Origin of the sequence: Flavobacterium hiemivividum, assembly GCF_004349145.1 — a bacterium.
GTDB lineage: Bacteria > Bacteroidota > Bacteroidia > Flavobacteriales > Flavobacteriaceae > Flavobacterium > Flavobacterium hiemivividum.
The window spans coordinates 20,209-46,630 of the sequence record NZ_SMFO01000002.1 but is presented as its reverse complement, the minus strand read 5'-3'; the positions used below and the strand labels follow the sequence as shown (position 1 = coordinate 46,630).

Genomic DNA, 26,422 nt, shown 5'->3' with positions numbered 1-26,422 from the left:
ATTTGTTGAGTTACATTGTCTCATGTTGTATTTGTAAAATAAAACCGAATAATGTTAATAACTATTTTTTCAGCATAGCCATTATGCGAATTAAATACAATATATTTGCAGTATAGATATTATGTAACAAATGACAATAAACGAAATAATAACAAAAGAAGGCTTGTTTTCTGGATATTCATTCAGAGAAAAAGTTGAACATAATCCCGATGGGCATGTTGGCATTATTCAAATGAAGGATATTTTTAATGATTATTCAAACTTTGATTTTTTAAATCTTGATAAAGTTAGTGATATTTTATTTAAAGATAAATTTTACCTTACAAAAGGTGATATTTTATTCGTTTCTAAAGGAGTTAACAACTATGCAATCGCAATTGATAATGTTGCTTTTCCAGTGGTTGCCTCTGCCACTTTCTTCATCATTAGAGTCAACAAAGAAAAAATCCTCCCGGAATATCTCGCATGGTTTATGAACCAAAAAGAGGCTCAAAATTATTTCTCTGAGAAAAAAGCAGGAACCTATGTTCCAAATCTAAACAAACAAGATATTATGGATTTACCTTTAAAAGTCCCCCCTCTCAAAATTCAAAGCTACATTGCCAAAACGGCGATCCTTCTCAACCAGGAAGTATCAATTTTAGAAAAAATAAAAACGAATCGAAAAGAATTAATTCAAGCACAACTTATAAACCTAATTAAAAATGACTAATACAAGACCAACGCAAGACCAGATAAATAAAAGCCTTTGGTCAGCCTGTGATACTTTCAGAGGAGCTTTCGACTCCTCGGAATACAAAAACTACATATTAGTTTTCATGTTTATGAAATACATGAGTGATGTTTGGAAAGATCACTATGACGAATATAAAAAACTATATGGTGACGATGAAGAATTAATCCAAAGAAAACTACAAAGAGAACGTTTTGTATTACCCGATAACTGTTCTTTCGATTACTTATATGAGAAAAGAAACGATACAAATATTGGAGAAGAAATCGATAAAGTATTAGCTAAAATTGAAGATAAAAATCTATCAAAACTCGAGGGTGTTTTCAGAAATATATCATTTAACTCCGATAAATTAGGGCAAACCAAAGACCGTAACAGAAGATTAAAAAACCTGTTGACTGATTTTGCAAATCCAGTATTAGATTTCAGACCTTCAAAATTAGGAAAAGTTGAAGATGTTTTAGGAAATGCATATATGTACCTCATTGGGGAATTTGCCAGTGGTGCGGGGAAAAAAGGCGGGGAATTTTATACTCCGGATGAAGTGAGTGAATTATTGGCCCGATTAGTCAACCCAAAACCTGGAGATAGAATATGCGATCCTACTTGCGGTTCCGGTTCTCTATTGATTAAAGTAGGTGAACAAGTAAAAGACAAAGCTAGCAATCGTTCCAAAGATTTTGCTTTATACGGTCAAGAAAGCAATGGCGATACTTGGGCGTTAAGCAAATTAAATATGTTCCTGCACGGTATGGACAGTGCTCGAATTGAATGGTGTGACACTATCAACAATCCGCAACTTATTGAAGGCGACCACCTGATGAAGTTTAATATTGTGGTGGCAAATCCGCCATTTAGTTTAGATAAATGGGGGGCTGAAAATGCTGAAACAGACCGTTTTCAAAGATTCCTTAGAGGAACTCCTCCCAAGAGTAAAGGAGATTATGCTTTTATCTTGCACATGATAGATACTACTCTTCCTGATGGAAGAATTGGAGTGATTGTACCTCATGGAGTATTATTCAGAGGAAGTGCCGAAGGTAAAATTCGTCAAAAATTAATTGAAGAAAACCTACTCGAAGCAGTTATTGGCTTACCAAGTAATTTATTCTTTGGTACCGGTATTCCGGCAGCTATAATGATATTCAACAAAGCAAAAAAATCTAAAGAAGTTTTATTTATTGATGCTAGCAAAGAATACCAAGATGGTAAAAAGCAAAACAAACTTCGTGAAGACGATATAGAAAAAATTGTAAGTGTTTACCAAAATTTCGAGGCTGTCGAAAAATACAGCAGCGTGGTATCATTACAAGAAATAAAAGACAACGATTTCAACCTCAATATTCCGCGTTATGTGGATACATTCGAAGAAGAAACTCCAATTGACTTGCTTAAAGTGAAACAAGAAATTCAATCTCTTGAAGGAGAATTGGCTGTGGTAAGAAAAGAAATGGAACAGTACCTTGAAGAGCTAGGGTTATAATTTTTTAAAATATTTTATAAAAAGCGAAAACTTTTTTAACCTGCTGCGTATAATGTAGTATAACATTAAATTTTAAAAATGAATAACAACCAAAACATAGTTTCATTCAAAAATAAAACCGCCGAAAATATTCCATTAGGTTGGTCCAGTCTTCCTATTAACGAAGTTTTTGAGTTTATAGGTACCAGTTCCTTTTCAAGAAACGACCTCAACTATGAGGTTGAGGAAGATAGCATTTATTATATTCACTACGGAGACATTCATGCAACCTATAAAAATGCCGTGTTAGATTTTGATACTGAAACACGTATTCCGGTTCTGAACAAAGATATCAAACCAAGTGCTCATTTATTAAAAGAAGGCGACCTCGTTATTGCAGATGCTTCCGAAGATTATGAAGGAATTGGCGAAGCACTTGAAGTTTACAATTTAGGAGATAAGAAAGCATTAGCAGGATTACACACTTTTGCGTTACGTGATAATTCCAATAAAACTGCACATGGGTACAGAGCTTATATTTTTAAAAATCATGAAGTAAAAAACAAATTAAAAACAATTGCTACAGGAAGTAAGGTATATGGGATTTCAAAAGGAAATTTAACAAAATTCATAATCACACTTCCTCCTTATCAAGAGCAACAGAAAATAGCGCGAATCTTATCTATTTGGGACAAAGCTATTGTATTACAACAACAACTCATTGCTCAAAAACAGCAAAACAAAAAAGCAATAATGAAAAAATTGCTTACAGGGGAATTGAGATTTAAGGGGTTTGAAACAAGTCAGTGGAGATTAAAATCATTGGAAGAAGTGGCTCTTTTTAAAAATGGAAAAGGTCATGAGACCGTTGTAGTTGAAAATGGTGATTTTATAATTGTGAATTCAAAATTCATTTCAACTGAAGGAAATGTTATAAAGTATACAAATCATAATTTATCTCCATTGAATAAAGATGAAATTACTTTAGTAATGAGTGATATTCCCAATGGGAAAGCATTAGCAAAATGTTTTTTGATCAAATATGATAATAAGTATAGCCTGAACCAAAGAATTTGTTCGCTAAAAGCTAAAGTAGGAACAGATAGTCGTTTTCTTTATTATATACTAAATAGAAACCAGCATTTCTTAGGATTTAATAACGGAGTTAGTCAAACTAATCTACGAAAAGATGAAGTTCAAGAATGTCCTTTAATGATGCCAATTATTGATGAACAAAAAAAAATAGCTTTTTTTCTATCAGGAATTGATAAAGAAATAAACACATTAGAAAAAGAGTTAATTGCTTTACAAAAGCAAAAACAAGGATTAATGCAGCAATTGTTAACTGGTAAATTGAGAGTTAAAATTTAAAATATGGAGAAATTAATAGAGTTTTTTAATCATCCCTTTTTTGTTATTGTGGGTGGAATAAGTACAGTTGTTGCAATACTTGGCTTTGTATATATTGTTTACACAATTGTAAGTGGTGTACTTCCTGTTTGGATTAGATTAGGTAAGGGATTGTCAAACAAAAAAATTGCAGTTTATGCAGAGGCTGAGTTTGATAATTTTAAAGATTTGTTAGTTGATTCTGGTCTTTTTAAAGAAAAAAATATTGAGAAAGTATCTAGTGCATCTTTAAGTAAAGGTGAAAGACACACTATGATGTTGGTGAACTATAATGAGTTTGAAAACAAAATAGGTGATATACTTAATTTTAAGAAAGATAGTGATGCTTTGATTCTTTATGTGCCCAATGGTGTCAGAGTACCACAAAATATTATGGACGACATAAATAATCACAGAAATTCAATTGTAGTAACTTTTAGAGGAAGATTACTTAACGACATAGTTACATCATTAATAACAACTTCTTATGATCAAAAGTAACATTAATGCACTTCTAAGAGGTTATGTGAAAGAGAACCTAACCCCAACAACTGATGATATTCAGTTTGTTACTAAAATTTATCAATCATTTAATGATTTACTTGGAATAAATAATTGTGTTCAAATAGGCTCATATCCTAGATATACTGCAATAAAACCACTTCATGATTTAGATATTCTATATATCATGGGAGACTGGAATTCTAATGTGATTGAGCCAACATTTGATTTAAATCATATTGCTGAAAAATTTTCCAAAGAATATAAGAATCCAACCAATTTTGATCTAGATATTGTAGTGCAAACTCATTCTATCTCATTTAGGTATTTGAACAAAGAAGAAGAGATTTTTGCAGTTGATTTAGTTCCATCTTTAATAGAAGGAAAAAATGAATTTAATCGAAATACTTTTCGAGTTCCTGAAATTATAAAGTTACATAGAGGTACAAAAAGAAAAGAATATTACGAGAGAAAACTACAAAATAAAGAGAGTGTTATTTGGATTAAAACAGACCCTTTAGGATATATCGAAGTGGCATCTGGAATTAATAAGGAAAATGAAGATTTCAGAAGAAGCGTAAAGTTCATTAAAAGATGGAAGCATGAATGCAACGAGAGAAATGAAAATTTTAAACTTAAGTCCTTCCATATTGAACAATTAATTACTGAAAACTATAAACAAAATATTAGTTTAGACATTTTTGATAGTATTTTTAAATTTTTAGTTGAGTTAAAGGATAAAATAGAAAAACCAATTTTAAGAGATAGAGGTGATAGTAGCAAGTTTATAGATAGCTATGTTGATGAATTAAATTCCGAAGAAAGAAGTTTAATTCATCAGGCTTTAGATGCAATTTTAATTTCCTTTGAAAAGATTGATGAAATAAACAATATAAATCAACTTGTAAAAAGCGGTTTTTATAAAAGAGTTTCGGAATCTGAAAAATATTTATTTGACCAAAAAATCCCAATCCTTATTGACAATTCATTACAATTTAAAATTGATGGTTTTGTTAAAAAATTTCCAGGATTTAGAGAGTACAAGGCCAATTTGAAAAATGTTAGAGGTAATGTTGATACAAAAAATGAAATAGATTTTAAGGTAATTAGCAACAACACAAATTGTGATTTATTGAAATGGAAAGTTAAGAATGATAACCAGATTGTAGAAAAAAGAGGTGAAATAACGGATCACAGTACTCGCTGTAATCCAGAAAAAACAGCTTACATAGGTCATCATTTTGTGGAGTCTTATTCAATTAAAAACAATGTTTGTATTGCAAAAGATATGGTAGATGTTATTGTTAGACAATAAACGTATTCGACAAAGACCTCATAGCTATGCAAAAGCAAAAAAAAGGATTAATGCAGCAATTGTTAACGGTTAAATTGAGAGTTAAAAATTAAATATAATATTAACGGGTATGGCAAAAAGTAGAGGTTTCTCCATTTATTTATTAAAGGATACATTTTCAAATGAAAATGCACTTAAAGATGATCATAATCTTGAACTATTATCTGAAGATAACAATAATCTTCCTAATGGTTCAATTATGTATTTGGCAGATAGACCTGGTAATGCTCCATGGTGGAAAAACTATTGGGGTATTAATAAAGACTTATATCAAGTACAAAAAGGTGCTTTAATCTTTTTGCCAGTAAATAACCGTTGGGTGGTATTAACTTTTGGAATGACTTACCATCAATTGAAAGACAATTGCTATGAATATGATTTTGGATTAAGAACAACATTAAATGCACTAGATCCAAAAAAAATTAAATCAACAGATATTTTACAACCAGAAAATGCCAAAAGACAAAGAATACAAATTCCTTCTGCATCAAGTTTGAATTTTTTTGATATCAGGCATGATGAATCAATCATAAAAAAGTTGACTGGTGCTGTAAAATTTGAATATCATGATTTATTCAAGAACGCAACAGGAGCTAGCAGTTTACGAATTTCTTCAAGCCTGCAACCTAATGAGATTATAGAATTATGCAATAGACTGATAGAAATTTATGACAAGACTGATTACATTCAATCATTTCCTGATATTCAAAATATTGTACCTGTTAAAGATCCTGACAGGTTAAATATACTTCATCAAAAATTGCTTGAAGCATTTAGAGATGCTCCTAGAGAATTAGTTTTGTCAATCCCTGATATAATTGACTACTCAAACTCTTTTAAAGTTAAATATAATGGTGCTGGAAGAAGTAATACTGAATATGAAGATATTTATATTGGAGATTACAGAAATTATCTTGAGGAAAGAAATATAACCGAAGTAAATGATATTAATGCATTTTACCGTCATCAAATGGCTATTATTGATGAAAATGGTGAAACAATAAAACAATATAACATCTATAAAAGTTTCCTTTATGATTGTAAAATAGAAGGTATCAGCTATCATTTATGTGAGGGAGAGTGGTATGAAATTGATAGTAATTATATTCAAAAACTAGAAAAAGCACTTAATCCATATTTTATAGATTCTCATACATTTTTACATAATTGCGATAAAGCAAGGGAAGATGATTATAACATTTCCGTAAGAGACGCGAATACAGATGTATTATGTTTAGATAAAACAAATATTTCACCAAAGGGTCAAACTGCTGTTGAGCCATGCGATTTAATTACAGTTTTAGATAATAAAATAAACTTAGTCCATGTAAAAATTTCTACTCGCTCTTCTAATTTAAGTCATTTATTCAATCAAGGAGTTAATTCAATCGAATTATTACGTTTACAAGAAGAATCCAGAGAGAAATTAAAAACATTAGTTGAAGAAAACCCCATGTTTTGTCAACTTATAGATAATGGACTTTATACTGTTACATATGGTATTGTCACCAAAAAAACAGGACACTCTGAGAAATTACCAATATTTTCACGTATTAGTTTGTTAAGAGCAGTTAACTCATTAAAAATAATGAATATTCCTTGTTCAATCTTCTTCATTTATGATAATGTAGAACGAAAAAAAATTAAAAAAGAAGATTAAAGAGAATTTTTAAAAATTAAGACACCATAAATAAATCATGAGTGTAGTAATAAATTTAGGAACCATTTTTGGTTAAACTAAAACTATAAAATTTTAATTATGACTATAGCACAATTAACACATCTAAAGGAAAGTGAAGATAAAGTAGAATTTAAGGAAGCCAAAAACAACTTCCCTTTTGATGGTGGCAGCCATAAAGAACAATCGGATCGTAGAAAATGTTTTCTGGGTTATGTTGTCGCTCTCAGTAACGAAGGCGGCGGAATGCTTGTTTTTGGCATGACTGACAAAGAACCTAGAAATGTGGTTGGAAGTGATTTTGCAAATGGAAAAATTGGGAATCTTGAAGATGAGGTATACAAAAGATTAAACATACGGGTACATTGTCAAGAATTATTTGATGAAAATGGCAATAGAATTTTAATAACTCATATTCCTACTCGACCACCAGCAAGATTAATGAAATATGAAGGAGTAGCATTAATGAGAACTGGCGATAGTTTGAGAAATATGTCCGATGATGAAATGTTTAAAATTCTTTCCGAACAAGAACCTGACTTTTCCGCTAAAATCTGTGAAAACTTTTCTATTGATAAAATTGATATTGATGCAATTAATATCCTAAAAGAAAAGTATGCCCAAAAACAAAAGAATAAAACCTTCCTTCAAGCAACCCCTGAACAAGTATTGATTGATTTAGGCTTAATGATTGATGGTCGGTTGACGTATGCAGCACTCATTCTATTGGGTAAATCCGAAGTTTTAAAACAATTACTTCCAAACGCTCAGGTAAATATTGAATACCGAAATAGAGAAGATCAAATACCTTTCGATAAAAGATACCCTATCATAAATCCGCTATTCAAAGCCATTGACGAAATATGGGAAATAATACAGCTTCGGAATAGTGATAATAAAATCAATCAAGGTGCTTATATTTTTGACGTGCCCTACTTTAATGAAGAAGTTATTCGCGAAGCCGTTCTAAATGCAATTGCACATCGTGATTATACAATATCCAGTGAGGTGGTCATAAAACAAAGTCCGGAGAGTTTAAGAGTATTAAATCCCGGAGGTTTTCCCAAAGGCGTGACATTGGATAATTTAATCCGGATAAATAGCACACCAAGAAGTAGGCTTCTTACCGAAATTTTAGAAAAAACGGGACTTGTTGAACGTTCCGGCCAAGGTGTAGATAAAATATATAGAATTACTTTAAGCGAAGGAAAAGCGGAGCCCGATTATACAAAATCAGACCTTTTCCAGGTTGAACTTTATTTGAATGGAAAAATGGAGGATAAAGCATTTCCCATTTTTATTAGAAATTTTTATGAAAGGGTTCAAAACGAAGACTTATTAGGTCCACATGATGTTATAGGATTATTTAATATCAAAGAGAATAAAAGCGAAAAAGTAGATAAAGAGATTATTCAAAAACTGGAAGATTTACAATTGATAAAAAAATCTGGTGGAATAGCAAGTAATCGGTATGTATTGAATGACGAATATTACGAGCTAAAAAACAGTAAAGCAGAAGTTGCAGGGTTTAGAATAAATGACCTTTCAATCATTTACACTGTCCTAAATGAAAACGGAATAGCAAAAATGGGCGATTTTGTAAAAGCTTTTGATAAGGATTTAACACGGGATCAGGTTCGGTATTTAATTGAACAATTGACTGGTATTGTTCTCAATAAATCTGGTGAAGGAAGAGCAACAGAATATTCTTTTATTAAAGAATTCAAATCAGTAGATGATTTGATTAATCATTTAGCAAAATGATTTCAATTCCCCAAAAGGAGAGCAAAATGGATTACATATAGGCTAAAATAGTTCGTAAAGTACTGATATTATAGGAAATCTAATTCCCCAAAAGGAGTATAAAATTCCCCAAAAGAATTTATGAGCAAAATAGGTTTGACAACCAAAATTAATTAGAGATTTATTAAAAGACAAAGGAATTTCAATTCCCCAAAAGGAGTATAAAATTCCCCGTAAAAAACATGTCTAACAAGCATACATACTGATTTACAAGGGTTTTTAATTCCCCAAAACTCCTGTTTAAAGGACTAAATTTAGTAATATTCAATTAGAGATTTATTAGAGCTTATTAGAGAAAGCACTAATCATCAATGAATAAAAAAAGGCAATCAATGAATACAATGATAAATTACACAGAAAACAACGACTCCCAAAAACCAGCAATTAATCTGCTTCGCAAATTAGGCTGGACATACATTACACCTGAAGAAACAGTTAAGGAAAGAGGCGGTTTGTTTTCAAATGTAATTTTAGAAGATATTCTAGCGGAAAGATTGAGCCACATCAACAGCTTTGAATACAAGGACAAGGAATATCCTTTTTCCCAAACCAACATTCAATCGGCTATTAACTTCGTGAAGAACATCCCGGAAGAAAGTTTAGTGAAAACAAATGAAAATGTTCATGATCTACTTACACTAGGAAAAAGTTTCAACGAAACCATTCAAGGTGACCGTAAGGCTTATACATTAAAATACATAGATTGGGACAATCCGGAAAACAATGTCTATCACATTACGGAAGAATTTGTAGTGGAAGGAACTAAAGAAAAAAAACGTCCGGACATTGTACTATTTGTCAACGGAATTCCTTTTGTAGTGATAGAAAATAAACGGAGAGATAAAAACGCATCGCTTACGGAAGGTATTTCCCAGCACATCAGAAACCAAAAAAGAGAAGAAGGAATTCCAAAATTGTTCCACTATGCCAAAATATTACTGGCAGTACAACCCAATGAAGTAAAATATGGAGCCGTAGGAACACCCGAAAAATTTTGGGCAGTTTGGAAAGAAGACAACGAAAAGGAAACCCAGAAGATCATAAATGCATCAAAAAACGGATGTAAAAAAGAAGACCGTCAAGCAACAGCACAAGATCAAGCGTTATTGAGTTTGTGTAGCAACAATCGTGTAATGGAGTTTGTCTATAAATACATGGTTTATGATGGCCCCGAGATTAAAGTACCTCGTTACCAACAATATTTTGCTGTACTAAATACAATTGAAAGAGTAAAAGAAACCAATAATTCTAATAGTCGTAAAGGAGGTGTAATCTGGCATACTACAGGAAGCGGAAAGTCATTAACAATGGTGATGATTTCTAAAGCTTTATCATTAGAAAAAAGCATTAACTCCCCTAGAATTATTGTGGTAACGGATAGAATTGATTTGGACAACCAAATCTACAAAACTTTTAGAAATTGTGGAAAATCAGTAGAAAAAGCGAAAAGCGGTAGCGACCTCATCGAATTACTTCAAGACAAAGGAAATGAGATTATAACCACTATTATTGATAAATTTCAAACAGCATCAAAAAACACGTCTTTCGTTGACAATTCAGAAAATATTTTTGTTTTAGTAGATGAAAGCCACCGTAGTCAATATGGTTCCGCTCATGTCAATATGAAAAGAGTATTGCCCAATGCATGTTACATAGGTTTTACAGGAACACCATTGATGATAAACGAAAAAAGTACTGCCAAAAAATTTGGTGGATTTATTCATAAATACACCATTGACCAAGCGGTAAAAGATGGAGCGGTATTGCCTTTATTATATGAGGGACGATCAGCGCAATTGAGTATAAACAAAGCCCAAATAGACAAAGGATTTCAAAGATTAGCTAGTAACCTTACCGAAGATGCTCAAAAGGATTTAAAAAAGAAGTTTGCAAGTATTAGCAGAATATATGAGAGTGAACAAGTGATTAACGAAATTGCCTATGACATTTCAAAACATTACACTCAAAACTGGCAAGGAGGAATTTTTAAAGCACAATTAGCAGTGCCTCGAATTGAAACAGCCATTCGATATCAAAAGTATTTTGAAGAACAGACAGACCCAGAGTTAAAGATAAATACAGCTGTAGTATTCACCCCACCCGACAGCAGACAAGATTATGATGATGTGTGGAAAGAAACCAGTAATGAAGCCAAAAAATATTGGAATTCATTAATGGAAAAGTACAATGGTCAAGAGGAATACGAAAGATACATTATAAACAAGTTCAAGGACGAAGGAACTGAGGTGGAGTTAATCATTGTCGTAAGCAAATTACTTACTGGATTTGATGCGCCTAGAAACACCATTTTATATTTGGCAAAACCGTTACATTCCCATAATTTATTGCAGGCAATCGCTCGTGTAAACAGATTATTTAGCGGAAAAGAGCACGGACATATTATTGATTACGTTGGAATTTTAGGTAAACTGGACGAAGCCCTTACCTCATACGCTGCTTTTGAAGATTTTGACGAAGGCGACCTGACCAATACCATTGTTGATGTATCAGAAGAAATCCGAAAAGTGCCTATTCACCATGCTAATGTTTGGGATTGTTTCAAAGGAGTTTACAACAAAAAAGACATCGAATCTTTGGAAAGATACCTTGCGCCAAAAGATGTTAGAGATGATTTTTATGATACGTTGAGTTGTTTTGCCAGAACTTTACAAACCGCTTTGGCTTCAAATGAATTTTACATCGAGTTTACAGAAGAGCAAATTCATTTCTATAAAGAAGAATTAAAACTCTTTGTCAAATTAAAAACTTCACTCCAAAACAGATATGCTGAGGTAATATCATACAAAGAATATGAACCCAGAATAAAGAAATTATTAGACACCTATGTTCAGGCGGATGATGTTATGGTAATTACAAAAGAGCTTAATATTTTCGACAAGCAAATGGTTAATGAAGCCATTGAAGAATATGGTAAAACACCAGCGTCAAAAGCCGATTTCATTGCGCACAAAATGAAAAAAGTGATAACGGAAAGCATGGAAAAAGATGAAGTTTTTTATAAAAAATTCTCGCAACTGATTGAAGATGCCATTCGCTCGTTTCAAGAAAATAGGATGTCAGAAACAGAATACCTAAAGGCAGTATTGAACATTAGAGACCAATTTGAAAATGGATACCTTGAAGACATTCCACAAACACTAATGAACAAACCGGAAGCAAGAGCATTCTATGGTGTACTCTCAGAAGTATTTGAAAAAAGCTTTAGTAAAGAGGTGGCAATAGAACACAAAGATTTGTTGGCTAATATAGGTATTGATATTTCTCAAATAATTGAAAGACTTATAATCCGGGACTGGAAAAAGAACATAGATGTAATTAAAGAAATGGAAAATGAAGTTGAAGATTATCTTATGGCCCATCGCAAATCTTTAGGAGTTGATATAACCTTTGATGATTTAGATGTAATACTGGAGAAATGTTTAAAAGTTGCTAAAAACAATTATTAAGATGCACCACATACAATACGGAACCAAACAGATTACATTTTCTATTGCTAATAGAAAAAGAAAAAGTATTGCCGTTGAGGTGCATCCGGATACGTCGGTACAAATCAAAGCACCCTTGGATTGCCAACTTGAAGATATAAAACGTGTTGTTACAAAACGTTCCAAATGGATAATAACGCAACAGAAATTCTTTGAACAATTCCTTCCGGAAACACCAAAACGAGAATATGTAGCAGGAGAAACACACAGTTATTTGGGGAGAAAATATATTCTGAAAATAATAATTTCCGATGAAAACAAAGTAAAACTCCAGGGAGGGTTTTTAGTGGTGTATTCTCAGAAGAACGAAGAAGAACACATCAAACATTTACTCACCGAATGGTATTACAAAAGAGCCACAAAAGTATTTGAAAAAGTGTATGAGGAAGCATTCCAAAAGTTTGTTCAATACAACATCCAAAAACCTGAAATACAAATCAAGAGAATGAAAAAAAGATGGGGTAGTTATACTTCTTCTGGAAACATTCTCATCAATCCGGAATTAATTAAAGCGGCAACTGTATGTATCGAATATGTCATGATACACGAGCTATGTCATCTAATCGAAAGAAACCATTCCAAAAAGTTTTATACTCTTTTAGAAAAAATAAATCCTGATTGGCAGCGATGGAAGTTGAAGTTGGAAAAAATATAATAGTAAATATATCTTGACACATCAAATGAACAGTTTATTTTCAATAACCCTAAATATTTTCCCTGCTTTAAATGGTGACAGTATATTAGTCAGTTATGGTCCAAATGAAAAGAAACATATATTAATTGACTGTGGGTACGTTAGAACTTACAATACTTTCATAAAAAAAGAATTGGTTGAAATAGCAAATAATGGAGAATGTTTAGAAAAATTAATAATAACTCATATTGATTCTGACCATATATGGGGAGCATTACCTTTATTAAAAGATAATCAGAAAAAATTCATTGAAATTAAAGAGGTTTGGCATAATACTTTTAGACATTTATCCAATGATTCTGAAAAGGAAGAGGATATTTCAAATAAAAATGAAAAAATATTAAAGAAGATTTTATCAAGAGGTTATTTCAATAATGAACCAAAAAATGGTGAAAACCAAATTAGCGCAGAACAAGGCACAACTTTAGGTGCATTGTTGTTAAAAGGAGATTATAGTTGGAATAATGATTTCAATAAAAAAGCCGTTTGCATAGAAAATAAGCAGATAGTAAACATTGATATTGACTCCCAAATAATCCTATTATCACCAAACAAGGAAAAATTAGACAATTTAAAAACATTATGGGATAGTGAATTAACAAAATATGATTTGAAATATTCCAAAGAAGATGGGGAATTATATGATGACGCATTTGAAATGCTTTTAACTTGGGTAAAAGAAAGTCAAGCAAAAGGTATTCAAGCTATATCTTCAAATAAAATGCAAATCAAAGAATTATTAGCATCAGTCCCAATCGAAGATAAAACACCTACTAATGGAAGTTCAATTTCTTTCATTTTAAAAATAAAAGAAAAAAAATTACTTTTTTTAGCTGACTCGCATCCCGGACTTATTTTAAAATCACTTTTAGAATATCAACCGGAAGGAATAATCAATTTTGATAGTATTAAAGTTTCTCATCATGGTAGCTTTAATAATATTAGTCTTGACCTTTTAGAGAAAATAGATTCCAAGGTTCATATCTTTTCAACAAATGGCAACAAACATAATCATCCAGATAAAGAAACTATCGCACATATAGTGGGTAGAAAATCTGAATTTGAAAGAAAACTATTTTTTAATTATAAAACATTAAATTCTGAATATTTTAATAACGAAGATTGGATGAAAACTTATAATTATTCCATTCATTATCTTAATCAAGATAACTATAAAATAAACGTATGACACAAAATATTTTGCATTTCAAAGAAATAGAATTAGCAACTGTTAGTATTACTTGTGGTACAAAAACGGGAACTGCATTTTTTATTAATACAGATTCTGACGAACAATATTTATTAACTGCCGACCACAATATAAGTGAATCAGATGAGCAGGAAATAAACCTCGATATTAAAGAAACTACAATTCCGGCAATTGTTATTCAGCGAATTACCAGTAAAGATGTGGCAATAATTAAAATAAATTCAAGCTTAAATGACATTTTAGGGCTTCCATTAATTGCAGATGAAATAGCATACAATGAGGAATGGGAAACATTTGGGTTTATTAATGAAAGGATTACTTCTGGTGGCAAATATAACGGAAAAGTATCACGTGTAAATGAAGACACCAAATGGGATATTGATTTAGAGTGTGAACAGTATGTAAATGTAAATAGTTTTGAAGGATTATCCGGTGCTCCTTTAGTTATTGGAAGCAAAGTAATGGGTGTCATTGGTTACGATCTTACAGGTACTTTGGGTGCAACAAGCATAAAAAGCATCTTTGAAGTTTTGGCTAAAAATGGAATTAAAGCAAAACAAGAAATTAAAGGAAAAATCCCTCCGTCAATTGAAACTGATATTAGCGATACAACAGTTAACACAGAAGTATTTGATAATATCAATAAAGTAATCAATTTACAAACTAATAGTAATTATTTCTTAATTAGTGGTAATCCTGGTTCTGGAAAAACAACCATTGCTGCACAATTTGAGTTCGATAATAAGGAAAACGTAGTAGTAAACAGATACTTTGTCAAAGTTCCTAAAATTGATAAAATACCCACTGAAATTCGAGCTACTCCCGATTATTTTATGAATTGGGTTGAAGAAGTATATAATAGAATATTATTTAATCAACCACCCGCAAAATCTGACAAATCAATAAATGACCGATTGCTGTTAATACACAGTGGATTAGTTAGATTGAGTGAACATTATATAAGTACACGTAATATTGGATTTTTAATAATAGATGGATTAGACGATGTGAAACAAGAAGTAATTAATAATTTTCTTTCTGTTTTACCTTTAAATTTACCGTCAAATATAAAGGTCATTTTTAGCTGTACTTCAAAAATAGTTTTGCCTACAAATTTACAGGCAATAATTTCTGATAATGATGAAATAAAAGTAACTCCATTAACATTTAGGAATACAGAAACATTTTTAGAAGAGAAACTGAATGGTAAAGGTTTGACTGCATCTCAAATTTCTAAATTGGCTTATAAATCAGAAGGGCATCCGCTCTATTTAAGATATCTAACCCAATATATAATTGAATCGGATGATAGTACAGAATTAGACAATTGGATAGACTCTATACCTTCAATTGCAGGTCAAATAGATATCTATTATAGAAATGTTTGGAATAAATTTAATGGTAAAAGTGATGAAATTTGGATTGCATCAACACTTTCAAGAGTAAGATTACCTATTGAAAAAGAAATTCTATATGAGTTATTGCCGAAATCAAGTCAGTCAGCATTTATTGAAGCTTTCAGAAAAATAGAACACCTACTTAAAAATGAAGAGAAATTAAGTATTTATCATACTTCATTTTCCGATTTTATAAATACCGAAACAGAAATACACAATCAAAACATTAATGATAATATTGCTACTTATTGTCTTTCAAAATCAGACACTTATTTCTCAATATCTGAAAGAATCTATCATCTTTCTAAAGGGAATGAAAGGAATAAAAGGATTTCGATAGATGAGTGTAATCAAGATTGGATAGACAACTGTGCTTTATATAGTGTGAATCCAGATATCGTATTGGTAGATATACTTAAAATAATTGGAATTGCTGCTGAATATGGCATTGCACATAAAGTTATTGCATTATTACTTTTATCTCAAAGAGTAAACTTCAGATATAACATTCTCTTCGACGAAAATGCTACCTATTTAATAAATGCTTTATTAGCTTTGAAAAAGCCAGAGGAAGCATTAAGATATGTTGTTAGGAATAACTCATTGACAGTCTCAGACGGTGATGCTTTATACTTACTACAAATGTTTTATGAATACGAATATGATAATGAAGCTAAAGGTTTGTTAGCGGCTATTATCAAAACTTGTAATAATATTTTGGAAGTAGGATATGATAGTGAAACTTTTAATAGATATGTTCATCTAAAATTTAATGCGGTAACTTTATCATCCAATGTAAACCCAAAAGAAGCTTTTCTTGAATTTCAACATATTAAAAAAATAATATTAAATGAAATCATAAAAAATGGTAACAGCGAAGAAATAATATTCCAATTTAAAGACGAAGTTGGTTCAAATCAAACGGGGTATTGTATATGGCGCCATAACTTTCCTCCTTCTACCAAATGGCTTGAAGAAAATACCGATTTTAAATTTGATAACAGAATCAGTGGTTTTATAGCATTAAGTATCCTTAAAGCAACAGATTTTCAAAAAAAGAGCCCTATTAGAAGTAAAAGTGGTAGTATTCAAGAATGGATATTGGATTTAGAGTATGTTATTGAAAAATACGGTACGCATACTGATTATAATAGTTTTATAATTCCTGTACTAATAGAAGATTCTAAAAGAATTGATTTAACTGAAAAACTCATAAATGAAAAATTTAAAGAAAAAATAGATTTTGATTTACGTACTGAAAATGGTGTAGATTTAAATCATTTATCTATCCATTCATTTACTCTTTATGCCGAAAGTATGGGGTATTGCGATTCAAAAAATGCATATCCGGCCATTTCAAATATTAATTATAATAATTGGGAAAGCGATTTAAAAAAGAAATTTGAATATTTATGGTTCTTATCCGGAAAAGCAAATCGTCTAAAAGCCGAAAACAAACTTGATCAAATCATAAATTTAAAAGGAAACTTAATTTCTTTTATTAAAGCACTTGAATTCCCATTAAAACATAGAATACATTGGGAAAGAAGTTACGGATTACCCGAAGTTACTTTACCCGTAATTTACACAAAGCTTATAAACTTTTTGGTTGATTATTTCCCAAATGAGATAACTGCATTTATTCAACCAATTATAGACAAGAAAAACTATCAACTTGGACTATATTCAGAAGGTTATATTGATTCACTTTTTACAATTGCAAGACACCTATCAAAGAATCTAAGTCAAAATATTAATGCTTACAATATCACAAGAGTTTTAGAGGATTATGTAATTAAAACAGTGGAAAATAGATGGGAACGGAATGAATATTTGCTAAGATTAGTCGAGATATATGCTCAAATTGACAATGAGGACAAAGCTATTGAAGTTTTTAAGGAAATGATTGCTACTTCAATGGGACCATCTTGGTATAAAGAAGACCAACTAGGTATAATTAATACAACAGTATCTAATATTATACCCAAAGATGGTAATCTTTCTTATCTAAAAAAGTTCGCTGCACATCTTCAAAATGCTTCAGGTGAAATGACTTTTCAACGATATGTTAAACAGCAACAGGAACAATTTATTGGCGATTTAGCTAAAGTTGGATTATTGCGACAATCAATAGAATATTTTAAGTATCAACTTTTACCAGATTATGGTACAATTATTAAGAATGCAGAATCAAGTCTTATTGATATGCCTATGCTTGGAAAAGGCTATAATTTAGGTGCCCGATCTATTGAAGAGCAATCGGGTGTATTGGAACTATTATCAGGAATTGACTGTAAAAGTTCAATTTTTGCTTGGGCATTAACTGAGTTATTTATTCCTGGAGACGAAAGATATTTATCAAAATTCACAAATATTCAATCAACAATAATTAGCAATACGGAAAATGATAATCCTGATAGACTTGACGCTATATTTAAAAGGCTAAATAGATTTATTATTGCAGAAGTTGATGAAGAATTTATATCAGAATATTTGCAATATTTATTTAATGGATTGAGCACTGAGAATTTCAAAAAACTAAACAGTTATGACGAAAGTGTTAATTTCAAAAAATCTTTGCCGAAAAAAGAAATCATTGATAAAACTAAAAATAATAGTAAGGATCCTCTAGAAAAACTTATTAGCGCTAAAGAAGAAGTAAAAATTAAATTAGCAACTCAAAATAAATCAGCTGCTAGAAAGATTATCGTGGAATCATTATCAAATATCCAAAGCGAAAATTATAGCGTTTGGTCAAGAAGTTACTCACATAAGATAAATGATTTAAGAGATTTATTAACCGATTCATACAATACAGCAGAGGAATTAATTAAAGATATCAGCCCGCTATTAATTAACGAGCCATATTATCAAGAGTGGGTTATTGCTAATGACCTAATTGAAATTCTTAAAAATATTTCGGATGAAGAAGAAAAGCAAAAAATTCTATCAGTAGTACTCGAACATATTGATTTTATGGTGAGAACACCTAAAGCAATCATTGAAGATTATGATTGGATTGAAAAATTTGGCGGAACAATAAATCAACAAGAAGATGTTCTTCTAGAATTTATTATTTGGTTTCTAAATCATCCTTCATTAATAATAAAAAACAGAACAATAGAACTTTTAACTTGGTTAGCAACAATAGAACCAAACAAAGTAATCCCGGCTCTCGTAAAAGAATTGCTTTCTGAAGGATATAAAATTTCAAAAGAACTATCAGCTTCTATAATTCACCAAATTGCTGATTTAGATGCTCATCTTTTTTGGGAACAATTCAAAATCTGTTTAGAAGAAGACAAACTTGAGATATTGAATATAAAGCATTTTATGATTAGAAATGCAATTATGGAATCATTAGAAACTATAAAAAGTAAAGACATTGATGATGTAATTCCTTGGATAAAAGAATTTGATTCACAATTCTTAAATGTAAAGAGCGGGAATAGCGAAGTTATTTTAGAAGAAGAATATTTAGATTCAATTGAGGATTATATTTTTAACCTAAATGAATTAGAAATTCTAAATAAAGATTTTTGTGTCAATATCATAAAAGAGATTAAATCTAACTGCCCATTAAGTATAGAGGATTGCATAAAAGCCAATGAATATATAGAACGAAGTTTTAATAATTTCAATGATATAGATATAATTTCAGACTTTGAAAATATTTTGAGATATTGCTTAAATGTTTCGGTAACAAATTGTGTTTCGTTTGAGAATAGAAAAAAAGTAGCAACAATTTTAAGGTTTTACCAACCCACATTTCCAGAAAACCAATTGAAATTAGATAAAATTGATTATGAAAAAATAAATAGCTGTATTAAAAATATATTCAAAAATAAATCTGTAATAATTGATAATTTATTTAGAAATGATGACGAGGTTTACTTGCATTATTTCTTTAAAGAGAATCTAAAAAATAACAATTATGAGTTTACAGCTTATTTAATTCATCTTGAAAAATACAATAATGGTGACCATTCTTATCCTTGGTTACAATTTCCAGATAATGATTATCCAAATATTGAAATTGAACAAGATGATGAAGATATAATACCTCTTATTATAAAATCCAGTTACACTATTGTTACTGGTAGTGATAAAGTACCATCACATTTATTGGAGAGTATTTCCAAAATTTTTTCTCCAGAAGCTATAGGAGAAATTAAAACAGTGTACTGGCGAAAAGGAAGAAATTGGGAACAAAAAAGGAATGGGCAAGTATTAAAAACTGGAAATTATATTACAATTCCAAAAAAATATTTGGAAGAAATAAAAGATAAATATAAACTCGTTTGGTACTTAAATTATGGTTATCAAAGAGTAATTATTGATGTTTTAGAAAAAAGAATAATAGAGTTATGAAAACACCAAAAAACAGGAAAGAATTTGAAAAGCATCTCTATATTTTAGCTGAAAGTATTGAAAAGGGAAAATTTCACATTTCAGGCAGTTTTCGATCTGCAAAAGGTTTGATGAATGTTAAAAAATCATCAAATAAAAGAATTGATTTTAAAACAGTTGATGAATCAGTAAGGCTCTTAGCCAACACAGTTACAAATATGGAGCAAATGAAAAAAAATGAATCTAAATTAAATAAATAAATATGTCACAAATCAAAAGCAGAAAAGATTTCGAGCATAACATAAATCTGCTTTCCGAAAAAATGAGATTAGGAATAGTAAAATTTAGCATCGAATCTAAGAAATCTGTTAAAGGGCTACTAAATGCACGTATGGCTCCAAATAACAGAGTTAATTTTCACACTATTAATGAAATGGCTCGACTTACGGCAAACACAGTAGCAAATATGGATGAAAGAAAAAACAAAAATATAGAAGAATAAAAATCTTTATTTAAAAATTTGATTAGAAAATTATTTAAATTTCAAATATTTTGAACAAAATTATTAAACAATTACCCGAATATTATTGCCTTTCTTCAGCTATTCAAAAAGACACTAAAACTACTTTTTATATTGGAACTTCTGATTTAATTTCTGAAAAGAAAACAGATATCTTTAATACAAAATATGGGATAAATACACTTATATGTGATAAAGAAAAAGTCCAGATATTTAAAATTGGTGTTACAAAAAACTTAGAAACAAGGTTAAAATATTATAACAAAGAAATTTCGGATTTTAGAATTATAAAAAGTTGGAATATTAAGAATCCTACCGAACTAGAACAAAGACTTATAGAAGATAATTATAAAGATGATTTTTCTACTTATGGTTCAGAATGGTTTTGGGATGTTGAAAATCAATTAAGTGAATTTATTGAAAAAGTTGAATGGTATATTGAAAACACATACACGCCACATAATTATGGCTACACTCAACTCTACAAATAAAAAGTAATTCCCAGCATAAATTAAGATTGAAAGGCACCTATACAAATCGGGAGCATCTGCATTTACTTTTTACTTGCACGATGAATTAAAATTTAATTAGAACCAATCCAATTAATTGTGGGCGACAGAGTAATAATTTCCCATCCACGATTACTAGATTCAATAGTGAAAATAGTTTCATAAGAACAATTCCGTTAATCATCACGGGCAATCAAGCAGTCTCTCTTCGGTCGTTCCCTTTGTTCCGTTCGGCTGCTCCAGTCGGTCAACCTTACAATTTCATAAGAACACGTTTGGTAAATAAGCAATTCATTATTTCAGTTCATTAGTTAGGTTTCCCTCCATTCCGCAGACACTTCACAGCACTAAAAAAAACAGCCGCTTGAAAACAAGCCGCTGTTTTTTTGCACTGTTTCGTTCCTCATCTTCACACGTTCACTTCCTGCGTTCGGCAGGGCTATTATACCCACAATACCGCTTCATTCCGTTACACTCCGCAGGCTCCGTTCCACTGCATTCCAGCAGTATCATGTCTGTCGCCCTTTATTTTTTCAGCGGTTGCTCCTTCGCACAGCCATCGGGGTTGGCGCCGTTCCGTAAAAACGTCACTTCGCCCTAAATCAAGGAACGCCTCCGGCTGTCTTATATTTTTTTCCCGTCGTTTCACGCATGCAGTACTACACTCTACTTCGCAAGGGCTACGCTACGTTCCCGTCCTGCAGCGGCTGTTCGATTGCCGCAACCCCGCCACTGCGCTCCTCGATAAATAATAATTTCCGCTATCGCTACAATCATCATTTTCTGCGGTGCTTGGGGGTGTTTGATTACCGTTTTCATAATAACGTCCCCCGAAGAACCTCAGCAAGACGATGGTGCAATTTCTTGAAAAGAAAAAGAAAAAAATCCAGCAAACATAGCATCCATTCCTCACTTTCAGTCGGTCGTTCCTCCCTCCATTTTCGTTCGTCATTTCTGCTGTTTTAGTGGCTTTCTTTTTTTCTCTTTTTTCTTTTCAAAAAATTAATGTTTAATTTCTAATACCAATCCACCATGCCGAATTTCATCATTAAAACACACCAAAAAAATGCAGTTTACAGAGCAAACCGAATCTTTATTCTCAACAAAGGGATGAATAGTGGAAAGCCCCAAAAAAAGCCTTTTACCAATAGTTTTGTAATTCTATTTCAAGATGAACAAGATGCTGAAACAGTGTATTGGTTGGCTTATAGTTTGTGGAAATCTAAATTCTGGCACCAATCGTTAGTTGGGTCCGTAATTCCATTTTTACGACTTCCTGATTTCAGAAACGAGTTCTATATAAAAGCGAGATTGATGATGCAAGAACATGATGAACATATTAAAAATGTTGCAGCTCTTAAAATTTTAGAGCAAAAAGAAAAGCAATTTCACGAAAACATAAATCTTATAAATGAATTACGTAGAGTCATTTTACACCGGTATTGCAGTAAATAATTTAAACTTAAAGCCATTAAAAATGAAACTTTTTATTTTATATCAAACCGATAATTGGAAAAGCAAAGCTTCTAGAATATGCTTTGGAGTTTTTGACACTAGAGCTAAAGCGAATGAAAGCGCAAAATGGCAGGAGCTTTCCAACTCCAATTCTAAAGTTGTTGTTCTGGAGATAACATTGAATATTTTTGAAGAAATTTAAAACCAAAAAAGCATATGTAAATACTTATTTTATGATAATTTTAACATGAATTTTATTTTTAACTTTTTCAATTAAAGTTTATTTTCTTCCAAATAAAGATTATACATTTAATGTTTTATCTTAAATAATTTCTCATAAAATCGATGTCAAATTCAAAAATAATAGCTCTAGATTTGAACAATGCCTCAATTGAAAATGTGGACTTTTGGTTATTGAACAATAATTATATCAGAAAAAATGCAACAAAAGATTATATTAGAAAAATAGTGCTGGGAAACATCGAAGTAGAAGATCAAATAGAAATAATGTTTATTATAAATGATGTTGTTTTTGGCGCTGTTAAAAAGAACAATTCCTCAACTATCGTAATGTTTGAACCGCTTAGAGAAGAAATACTGCAAATCACTCCCGTAACATTAGACCAAATTGAAGCGTATAGAAGTGTAATTATTGACTGGATCTTTAATACGCATAAAGCAAAGCCAAATACAGCTCTGGAATTGATTGCATTTCAAACTGTTGAAAACAAAAACAACTTTATCTATCCGAATTTTAATTTTTGTATAACAACTATTGATGTCGAGGAGTTAGGCTTCAATTTAAAAGAATTCTTTATTCCATTAAATGATAAATTCAAGGCTATGGTACAAGAGTTTCGTAACTATTATGGCGAAGCTCAATACTTCAGTACTGTAAAACTCAAACGTATTTTCCTATTAGAACGATTTATCTTGGGTTATAGCTTTAAATTAAAGAATGAAACCCACGAACATTTCTTTTGGAACATACATCTGGAAGAAACAATTATTTTTATTGGAGACAATCAAATTTGATAATAAAACCCACTATCCATAGATGCTATTTTAGATAAAATTAAATCAAATGGATTGGAAAGTTTAACAGAACACGAATTGAATTATTTACCCAATCAAAAAAATAAATGAAAATAAACCTACCTTTAATGTATCAGGCGGAGATGATACTTGTATACAAAGGTTCCAACAATATTATACATAACACAGCGGACAGAATGAGTTATCAACGCATTCATCTTATCGCAAATTTAAAAATAAACGACTTCGAAACGCTGGAATGGTGTATCCCATTTAAAGTCCTAGATGTTACATTGATATTAGTCCTATATGGTCAAAAAATATATCAGGTTCTAGAAGAAAATGGAGAAAAAAAATACATTCATCTAACCGAATCATTTTTCTATTTCAATGAAACACTAGATGACAATAAAATAGTAATCCACGGAATATTGGTTTACAACAGAAAATACACTGAAAAATGTATTCTGGATGAACGTTTTAAATACCAAATCTCTTTATTCAAAGACCAATCCATTTCCAAAATTCTAGAAACCTCAAAAAGGTTGATGGAGGAAGAAATGGAAATAGATATGTAAAATTATAAAATATGAAATTTATAAAATATGAAAACAATTAAGGATTTAGAAGAAATTGGTTTTAAGGAAGTAGGAAATTGGTTTTTAAACATTGAAAATACTATTGATTTTTCTGTAGAAGATGATAATTCTACAGAATTATTATATTCATTTGTTTCAAAATACGAAGATAAAATAGATATACTTTACATCGGGAAAACAATTAAAACTTTAACCGATAGAATGCAAGGTTATAGAAAACCAGGAAAAACTCAAAATACAAACATTCGATTAAATTCAATCTTAAAAAGTAAACTAGAGGAAAACCATAAAGTTCATATTTATACCTTAATTAATCAAGAAGACATTAGATTTAAAGGTATTAAAATAAATTTATCCGCGGGGTTAGAGGATAATTTAATAAAAATGTTTAATCCTAAAAATAATTTACATGGTAATTCGAAGATTGTAGAAGATTTAGAAATTGATGAAAATAATATTATTGTAGAATTAATTAAACCAGAAAACAATGATTTTTGTTATACTGCTGAAAAATTAGCTTCAAATTCAAATCTTCAAGGAATTATTAACCTAAGTTTTATTCCAATAGAATATTTACCTGAATTTGGAGATATTGTGACAATACATTTAGGTACATTAATTTTTGAAGCAAATTATATCAATGGGAATAGAAATGAGCAATATGATCCAAGACTAAATTCAAGATTAATTGGTAATTGGTTAAGTGAAAGAATAGCTGTGAATGAAATGTTTTATGTGAAAGTTTGTAATAATAATACTTTTTATTTTTATACAAATGCCCAATAACCTTCAATCCATCCTTATTTCCATCGCCACTGCAGATGCGCTTGGTGTTCCTGTTGAGTTCAAGTCCAGAGCTTATTTAAAGGAACATCCTGTATCTGATATGCAAGAATTTGGCACGCACAACCAACCCAAAGGCACTTGGTCTGATGATACTTCATTGACCTTGTGTTTAGCCGAAAGTATTATGGAAGGCTTGGATTTACAAAAACTAGCCAATAAATTCATCGCTTGGAAAAATGATAATTACTGGACACCTCATGGTTGGGTTTTCGACATCGGTATTGGTACTCGAATTGCCATCGAACGATTAGAAAAAGGTGAAAAACCAGAACTAGCAGGTGGAATTGATGAAATGGATAACGGGAATGGTTCACTAATGCGAATACTTCCCCTAATTGCTTTTACAAAAGACTTACTGCCGGACGATCGATTTTTATGGGCCAATAAAGTATCATCTCTAACTCATGCTCATATTCGGTCAGTAATGGCGTGTTTCTATTATTTAGAATTTGCAAAAAAAATCATAGAGGGCAAAGACAAACAAATAGCATACGAGGAATTGCAAATAGAACTTGTTGATTATTTTGAATTTAGAAAAATAAGCCCATTAGAAATTCAAAAATTCCATCGCTTGTTATTTCAGGATATTTCAAATGAAAAGGAAGAAAACATAAAAAGCTGGGGCTATGTTTTAGATACTTTAGAAGCTGCAATTTGGTGTATATTAACGACAAACTCATACAAAGAAGCCGTTCTAAAAGCAGTTAATTTAGGGCATGACACAGACACCACAGCAGCAGTTACAGGTGGATTAGCAGGAATACTTTATGGCTTGGAGGAAATTCCAAAAGAATGGTTGGACGTATTAGCAAGAAAAAATGAAATACTAGACTTATCGAATATAAAAAGGAACGAATTCAAATCCTATTTTTAGCATTATTTATAAAAGGAATTGAGATACTACTCAGTCGATTTGTTACAAAAAAAATGCCCAATCCATTCGGAAAGGGCATTTTAATGTCTAATTCTAGGTCACCACAACTGGAATTAGACTATTTTTTGTGCTTCTTTATGAAAAATTTGAGAATCAAAGATATTGTAAAACTAACAAACGCACCAACAGAAGCTAGTACAACCGTTTTCAAAACATCTTCCGAATGCAAATTGGGCAATACACTCAAAAATGTACCACCAGCGGTACCCATTAATGTATGATTACTTGCTTGCATTACTTTTTTCCTCCGCTGTCGTCAATTGGCTAACTGCAGATAGAACACCTCCTGCCACAGCCAAATAACCTCCTACCGTAGTTATCAGAACTGGCAATGCAATTGGTGTAGCTAAAATAGTTCCACCGACAGCTGCCAATGCCAAACCAATATTTCGAAGCACTTTGAAAAATTTTGGTGTTGGAGTTTTCACTCTTTTTATAATATTCATA

23 protein-coding genes are annotated in these 26,422 nt (G+C 31.0%); 21 read left to right on the top strand and 2 right to left on the bottom strand.

Annotated elements, in window-relative coordinates:
• The first annotated feature begins 130 nt into the window (after positions 1–130).
• The 14 genes from E0F98_RS04295 (at position 131) to E0F98_RS04230 (ending at position 21,088) form a co-directional block, all read left to right on the top strand.
• Entirely contained in the window at positions 131–712 is a 582-nt protein-coding gene (locus E0F98_RS04295) for a restriction endonuclease subunit S (protein WP_132109383.1), read from the top strand.
• Positions 705–2,216, top strand: a complete 1,512-nt coding sequence (locus E0F98_RS04290; protein WP_132109382.1) for a type I restriction-modification system subunit M — start codon at positions 705–707, stop codon at positions 2,214–2,216. Before E0F98_RS04295 ends, E0F98_RS04290 begins: the two co-directional genes overlap by 8 nt.
• 78 nt (positions 2,217–2,294) lie before the next feature.
• Positions 2,295–3,566, top strand: a complete 1,272-nt coding sequence (locus E0F98_RS04285) for a restriction endonuclease subunit S (RefSeq protein ID WP_132109381.1) — start codon at positions 2,295–2,297, stop codon at positions 3,564–3,566.
• Positions 3,567–3,569: 3 nt separating this feature from the next.
• Positions 3,570–4,085, top strand: coding sequence for a hypothetical protein (locus tag E0F98_RS04280; RefSeq protein WP_132109380.1), 516 nt, complete (start codon positions 3,570–3,572; stop codon positions 4,083–4,085).
• Positions 4,072–5,400, top strand: a complete 1,329-nt coding sequence (locus E0F98_RS04275) for a nucleotide-binding domain-containing protein (protein WP_132109379.1) — start codon at positions 4,072–4,074, stop codon at positions 5,398–5,400. The genes E0F98_RS04280 and E0F98_RS04275 overlap by 14 nt, the downstream gene beginning before the upstream one ends.
• A 109-nt stretch (positions 5,401–5,509) precedes the next feature.
• Complete coding sequence (locus E0F98_RS04270; protein WP_132109378.1) at positions 5,510–7,099, top strand: DUF6119 family protein; 1,590 nt, start codon at positions 5,510–5,512, stop codon at positions 7,097–7,099.
• A gap of 99 nt (positions 7,100–7,198) precedes the next feature.
• A complete protein-coding gene (locus tag E0F98_RS04265) occupies positions 7,199–8,881 on the top strand; it encodes an ATP-binding protein (protein WP_207917085.1) in 1,683 nt (560 codons plus the stop codon).
• Positions 8,882–9,252: 371 nt separating this feature from the next.
• Positions 9,253–12,387: a type I restriction endonuclease subunit R gene (locus E0F98_RS04260; RefSeq protein ID WP_243699195.1), complete on the top strand. Its 3,135-nt coding sequence runs from the start codon at positions 9,253–9,255 to the stop codon at positions 12,385–12,387.
• Position 12,388: 1 nt separating this feature from the next.
• Complete coding sequence (locus tag E0F98_RS04255) at positions 12,389–13,081, top strand: M48 family metallopeptidase (RefSeq protein WP_132109376.1); 693 nt, start codon at positions 12,389–12,391, stop codon at positions 13,079–13,081.
• 25 nt (positions 13,082–13,106) lie between these two features.
• Entirely contained in the window at positions 13,107–14,309 is a 1,203-nt protein-coding gene (gene avs1a, locus E0F98_RS04250) for an AVAST type 1 anti-phage system MBL fold metallo-hydrolase Avs1a (protein WP_132109375.1), read from the top strand.
• Positions 14,306–20,098 carry a S1 family peptidase gene (locus E0F98_RS04245; RefSeq protein WP_132109374.1) on the top strand — a complete coding sequence of 1,931 codons (5,793 nt, stop codon included), beginning with the start codon at positions 14,306–14,308 and terminating at the stop codon, positions 20,096–20,098. The genes avs1a and E0F98_RS04245 overlap by 4 nt, the downstream gene beginning before the upstream one ends.
• A complete protein-coding gene (gene avs1c / locus E0F98_RS04240; protein WP_132109373.1) occupies positions 20,095–20,337 on the top strand; it encodes an AVAST type 1 anti-phage system protein Avs1c in 243 nt (80 codons plus the stop codon). The genes E0F98_RS04245 and avs1c (E0F98_RS04240) overlap by 4 nt, the downstream gene beginning before the upstream one ends.
• Before the next feature lie 2 nt (positions 20,338–20,339).
• The gene (gene avs1c / locus E0F98_RS04235) at positions 20,340–20,579 is read left to right on the top strand and encodes an AVAST type 1 anti-phage system protein Avs1c (RefSeq protein WP_317126182.1); all 240 of its coding nucleotides are present in this window, start codon (positions 20,340–20,342) and stop codon (positions 20,577–20,579) included.
• 50 nt (positions 20,580–20,629) lie between these two features.
• Positions 20,630–21,088, top strand: coding sequence for a GIY-YIG nuclease family protein (locus E0F98_RS04230; protein ID WP_165929281.1), 459 nt, complete (start codon positions 20,630–20,632; stop codon positions 21,086–21,088).
• A 487-nt stretch (positions 21,089–21,575) separates the two neighbouring features.
• Here E0F98_RS04230 and E0F98_RS04225 read toward each other — a convergent pair whose 3' ends face one another.
• Positions 21,576–21,755, bottom strand: coding sequence for a hypothetical protein (locus tag E0F98_RS04225; RefSeq protein WP_132109370.1), 180 nt, complete (start codon positions 21,753–21,755; stop codon positions 21,576–21,578).
• Positions 21,756–22,138: 383 nt separating this feature from the next.
• Between E0F98_RS04225 and E0F98_RS04220 the strand changes: the two genes are divergently transcribed.
• The 7 genes from E0F98_RS04220 to E0F98_RS04195 all read left to right on the top strand — a co-directional run bounded on the left by E0F98_RS04220 (position 22,139) and on the right by E0F98_RS04195 (position 25,915).
• Entirely contained in the window at positions 22,139–22,561 is a 423-nt protein-coding gene (locus E0F98_RS04220) for a DUF6943 family protein (RefSeq protein WP_132109369.1), read from the top strand.
• 22 nt (positions 22,562–22,583) lie between these two features.
• Positions 22,584–22,763 carry a hypothetical protein gene (locus tag E0F98_RS04215; RefSeq protein WP_091169215.1) on the top strand — a complete coding sequence of 60 codons (180 nt, stop codon included), beginning with the start codon at positions 22,584–22,586 and terminating at the stop codon, positions 22,761–22,763.
• A 143-nt stretch (positions 22,764–22,906) separates the two neighbouring features.
• Positions 22,907–23,596: a hypothetical protein gene (locus E0F98_RS04210; RefSeq protein ID WP_132109368.1), complete on the top strand. Its 690-nt coding sequence runs from the start codon at positions 22,907–22,909 to the stop codon at positions 23,594–23,596.
• Positions 23,597–23,614: 18 nt separating this feature from the next.
• On the top strand, positions 23,615–23,707 hold the full coding sequence (locus E0F98_RS16305; RefSeq protein WP_394345844.1) for a DUF6576 domain-containing protein: 93 nt from the start codon (positions 23,615–23,617) through the stop codon (positions 23,705–23,707).
• The gene (locus E0F98_RS04205; protein ID WP_132109367.1) at positions 23,704–24,174 is read left to right on the top strand and encodes a hypothetical protein; all 471 of its coding nucleotides are present in this window, start codon (positions 23,704–23,706) and stop codon (positions 24,172–24,174) included. The genes E0F98_RS16305 and E0F98_RS04205 overlap by 4 nt, the downstream gene beginning before the upstream one ends.
• Positions 24,175–24,201: 27 nt before the next feature.
• Positions 24,202–24,981: a GIY-YIG nuclease family protein gene (locus E0F98_RS04200; RefSeq protein ID WP_132109366.1), complete on the top strand. Its 780-nt coding sequence runs from the start codon at positions 24,202–24,204 to the stop codon at positions 24,979–24,981.
• Positions 24,971–25,915, top strand: coding sequence for an ADP-ribosylglycohydrolase family protein (locus E0F98_RS04195; RefSeq protein ID WP_132109365.1), 945 nt, complete (start codon positions 24,971–24,973; stop codon positions 25,913–25,915). The genes E0F98_RS04200 and E0F98_RS04195 overlap by 11 nt, the downstream gene beginning before the upstream one ends.
• Positions 25,916–26,196: 281 nt before the next feature.
• Here the strand turns inward: E0F98_RS04195 and E0F98_RS04185 are convergent, their stop codons facing one another.
• Positions 26,197–26,421 carry a hypothetical protein gene (locus tag E0F98_RS04185; RefSeq protein WP_132109364.1) on the bottom strand — a complete coding sequence of 75 codons (225 nt, stop codon included), beginning with the start codon at positions 26,419–26,421 and terminating at the stop codon, positions 26,197–26,199.
• Position 26,422 lies beyond the last annotated feature (1 nt).

Coding starts and splice junctions, on each gene's coding strand:
- E0F98_RS04295 (WP_132109383.1), top strand. CDS start 131: ATGACAATAAACGAAATAATAACAAAAGAAGGCTTGTTTTCTGGATAT.
- E0F98_RS04290 (WP_132109382.1), top strand. CDS start 705: ATGACTAATACAAGACCAACGCAAGACCAGATAAATAAAAGCCTTTGG.
- E0F98_RS04285 (WP_132109381.1), top strand. CDS start 2,295: ATGAATAACAACCAAAACATAGTTTCATTCAAAAATAAAACCGCCGAA.
- E0F98_RS04280 (WP_132109380.1), top strand. CDS start 3,570: ATGGAGAAATTAATAGAGTTTTTTAATCATCCCTTTTTTGTTATTGTG.
- E0F98_RS04275 (WP_132109379.1), top strand. CDS start 4,072: ATGATCAAAAGTAACATTAATGCACTTCTAAGAGGTTATGTGAAAGAG.
- E0F98_RS04270 (WP_132109378.1), top strand. CDS start 5,510: ATGGCAAAAAGTAGAGGTTTCTCCATTTATTTATTAAAGGATACATTT.
- E0F98_RS04265 (WP_207917085.1), top strand. CDS start 7,199: ATGACTATAGCACAATTAACACATCTAAAGGAAAGTGAAGATAAAGTA.
- E0F98_RS04260 (WP_243699195.1), top strand. CDS start 9,253: ATGAATACAATGATAAATTACACAGAAAACAACGACTCCCAAAAACCA.
- E0F98_RS04255 (WP_132109376.1), top strand. CDS start 12,389: ATGCACCACATACAATACGGAACCAAACAGATTACATTTTCTATTGCT.
- avs1a (WP_132109375.1), top strand. CDS start 13,107: ATGAACAGTTTATTTTCAATAACCCTAAATATTTTCCCTGCTTTAAAT.
- E0F98_RS04245 (WP_132109374.1), top strand. CDS start 14,306: ATGACACAAAATATTTTGCATTTCAAAGAAATAGAATTAGCAACTGTT.
- avs1c (WP_132109373.1), top strand. CDS start 20,095: ATGAAAACACCAAAAAACAGGAAAGAATTTGAAAAGCATCTCTATATT.
- avs1c (WP_317126182.1), top strand. CDS start 20,340: ATGTCACAAATCAAAAGCAGAAAAGATTTCGAGCATAACATAAATCTG.
- E0F98_RS04220 (WP_132109369.1), top strand. CDS start 22,139: ATGCCGAATTTCATCATTAAAACACACCAAAAAAATGCAGTTTACAGA.
- E0F98_RS04215 (WP_091169215.1), top strand. CDS start 22,584: ATGAAACTTTTTATTTTATATCAAACCGATAATTGGAAAAGCAAAGCT.
- E0F98_RS04210 (WP_132109368.1), top strand. CDS start 22,907: ATGTCAAATTCAAAAATAATAGCTCTAGATTTGAACAATGCCTCAATT.
- E0F98_RS04205 (WP_132109367.1), top strand. CDS start 23,704: ATGAAAATAAACCTACCTTTAATGTATCAGGCGGAGATGATACTTGTA.
- E0F98_RS04200 (WP_132109366.1), top strand. CDS start 24,202: ATGAAAACAATTAAGGATTTAGAAGAAATTGGTTTTAAGGAAGTAGGA.
- E0F98_RS04195 (WP_132109365.1), top strand. CDS start 24,971: ATGCCCAATAACCTTCAATCCATCCTTATTTCCATCGCCACTGCAGAT.
- E0F98_RS04185 (WP_132109364.1), bottom strand. CDS start 26,421: ATGAATATTATAAAAAGAGTGAAAACTCCAACACCAAAATTTTTCAAA.